The organism is Shimia abyssi (assembly GCF_003014475.1).
In the GTDB taxonomy this organism is placed as follows: Bacteria; Pseudomonadota; Alphaproteobacteria; order Rhodobacterales; family Rhodobacteraceae; genus Shimia; species Shimia abyssi.
In genome coordinates this window covers 1-2,748 of sequence record NZ_PYGJ01000040.1, presented here as the reverse complement: position 1 = coordinate 2,748, position 2,748 = coordinate 1, and the positions used below count along the sequence as shown (strand labels likewise).

Below are 2,748 nucleotides of genomic sequence, written 5' to 3'. Positions count from 1 at the left end.
GACCCTCGATAAATTGCGTCATCAACAACCTCCGTACCAAATACAGAAATTATACCATCAGTCCGGTCAGAATGGGGGAGTTTTCACACAGCCTCCGGACAAAACTGCCGTTCGCCGAGTTGGCTAGGAAGAGGCGTTGGCGAAACAGTTTGCTCAAAGTACGGCAGGTCGTTTCAGCGAAAGTCCAACGTGGGAAAGCGTGGTCAGGCCGTACCCGCTCCTGTGCACAGCATTATCTACTCATGAGTTCGCGCACAAACACGAACCGATTAACGAGTTCCTGTGTTTCCGGTCGAAGATTTTCGATTCCACCATAGGGGACATCACGACCCGGCTCTCTGTCCGGATACTTCATTTTCCAACCCAGGTGCCGCTTCATCATATCTACGAATAACCCGCCATAACCCACACCGAGCGGAATGGTCTGAGACGTGTCGACTCTCTCTTCACGGCTGTCCTTATACAGGTCAAAAACAGGTGCCGCGATTGGGTTCGCTCCGGGTTCGGGCAGATGGAATTTGAACTGCTGTTTGACAATGGAACGAAGCGTTGGGCCTTCGTAGACAAACACGTAATCGCGCCGCCCGTTCGTGTCGCCCATAAAGATCAACGGTGACTGGTCCACGCCGTCGATCAAACGGTCCCTTGGGATGTATTGATCGGCGTCAGAAAGCCGGGACAGGGTCGTGAACAGGTCGGTGACGTGCACAATGTCCTGAACACGCGATCCACCTTCGATAGCTGCGGGCCAGCGCATGAAAGCGTTTACCCTGACTCCGCCTTCAAGATGTTGGTTTTTACCGCCGCGATAGATGCGGTCGTTTTGGCCGCTGCGCCAACGATATTGCATGAACGGGCCATTGTCGCCCATCACGATCACAATGGTGTTTTCCGCGATCCCAACTTGGTCGATCTTATCGAGAATTTCGCCGATCCACCCGTCTACCATTGCGATGGACTCGGCCATCGGGCCACCGTTCAGGGTCTGCGCCTGATCGATGTTGCCGAGCGTCAGAGTGATCGGCAGTTGTGGCCAATAGTTCAGGAAGAAAGGCTTGTCTCCGTCCGCAAGACGTTCAATTTCCTCGAGAACCCGGTTTTTATAGTTCTCTTCCATGTGCATGTAGTGCTCTTGCGTGAAGACCTCTCCGGGCTCAAAATTGACTTCCCGGGCTGTGCCGCCCTTTTCACCAATGATCCCATAGACCATCGAATGCGGTTTCACGCGAAATCCCGCATCGAGTTCATACGTGTCGGTGCGTAAGTGAGGCGCTATGGCGGCAGATGCACCTGCTAGTTCCGCGTCGGCATTCATAATCGCCATCTGTCCTTGCTGATGGACAGGATGCTCGGCGTAATCAAACCCCTGATTGAACGCGAATGATTCTTCGATATCGCCCAAGTGCCATTTGCCGAGGTGGACGTTCTCATAGCCGCGCTGGCTCAGCACTTCGGCAATCGTTGTTTCCCATGCGCTAAGGCCATCGCCTGACACAACCGACTTTGCCTCTGACGTGCCTGTTCGCACGGCATAGCGACCAGTCATCATGGCAACGCGTGTCGGTGTGCATGTTGGCTCTGTATACATGCGCATGAAGGACAGACCCTCATCCGCCAATTCCGAAATATTCGGAGTACTATATCCCCGGATAACGTCGAGATCGGGCATGCCAATTTCGCCGAACCCAAGGTCGTCAAGCAGGATATAGACGATGTTTGGCGGTTTACCGTTCTGCGCCGTTCTGATTTCTTCCAGGGTCTCGCTGATTTTACTGTCCTCAGCGGCCCATTTATCCGCATGCTGCTCAAGCAGCAAATAGTGTTCGGCATCATGTTGAATCGGCGTTTCTTGTGCAGAGGCAACGCTTGCCGAGGCGAAAACAAAACTGAGAATCACCAAGTTTCTCATCATAAGGCTCCCTGTTTGTCGAAATCGGTTTTAGCCACTTTCGACGCATCGGTCATGTGTTGCAACACACATAATTTCGGCGACATTCGAGACATCACGACCTTTGCATAGCAATCAATCGAAAGTCCGCAATGGGCTCAAAGCGGTCATCTGAGTCTTTTGGTCAGGTGACAGCTTAGGAGCGGATAGCGGACGTCCAGATTTACAAACTCCTAATTTCGACCATGTAAGAATTTGGCTATTCACGCGGTCTCACTCCTAAATGGACTATCGTTTGACCCGCCCCCAATCCCAATACTCAAATTAACAATGGAGGATAAAATGGGGGATGAATATAAGGCATACACTATTAATGTATTGATTTAAAATAGTTAAATTTAGTTTAATGGCGGAGACGAAGGGATTCGAACCCTCGATACCGTTCCCGGTATACTCCCTTAGCAGGGGAGCGCCTTCGACCACTCGGCCACGTCTCCGTCGACCGCTATACAGCCCCAGAGACAGTGTGAACAAGGCCAAAATGTGCTTTGGCGAAAAAAACTTTATCCCGCCTCTTGGCCTGTTTCAATGCAACGCAGACATCGTTGGCACGCTCCAAAAGTGTGTGGCCGAAAAGCTCGGAAACATCACCCAAACTCCCAAAATCTGACTTTCCAAGCGCATTGAGTGGATCTTCACTCACGGCGAATGACACTCTAACGTCATTCAACATTAAGGCGCGTCGAAAACAGCCACATTCTCACTGGCGCCAATGAAAGTTATTTTGGTCATTATTTGACGGCTCCGAGAGTTAGTCCAGCGATGAAGTGTTTTTGCATTAGGAAGAACATTGCGACGGG

Annotated in this window: 1 protein-coding gene and 1 tRNA gene; both read right to left on the bottom strand. The window is 51.4% G+C overall.

Annotated features, from left to right (window positions below):
• Window positions 1-232 precede the first annotated feature (232 nt).
• Window positions 233-1,909, bottom strand: a complete 1,677-nt coding sequence (locus tag CLV88_RS22765) for a sulfatase-like hydrolase/transferase (protein WP_106610698.1) — start codon at window positions 1,907-1,909, stop codon at window positions 233-235.
• Window positions 1,910-2,295: 386 nt separating this feature from the next.
• Window positions 2,296-2,385, bottom strand: a tRNA-Ser gene (locus tag CLV88_RS22760).
• Window positions 2,386-2,748: the final 363 nt, after the last annotated feature.

Coding starts and splice junctions, on each gene's coding strand:
- CLV88_RS22765 (WP_106610698.1), bottom strand. CDS start 1,909: ATGAGAAACTTGGTGATTCTCAGTTTTGTTTTCGCCTCGGCAAGCGTT.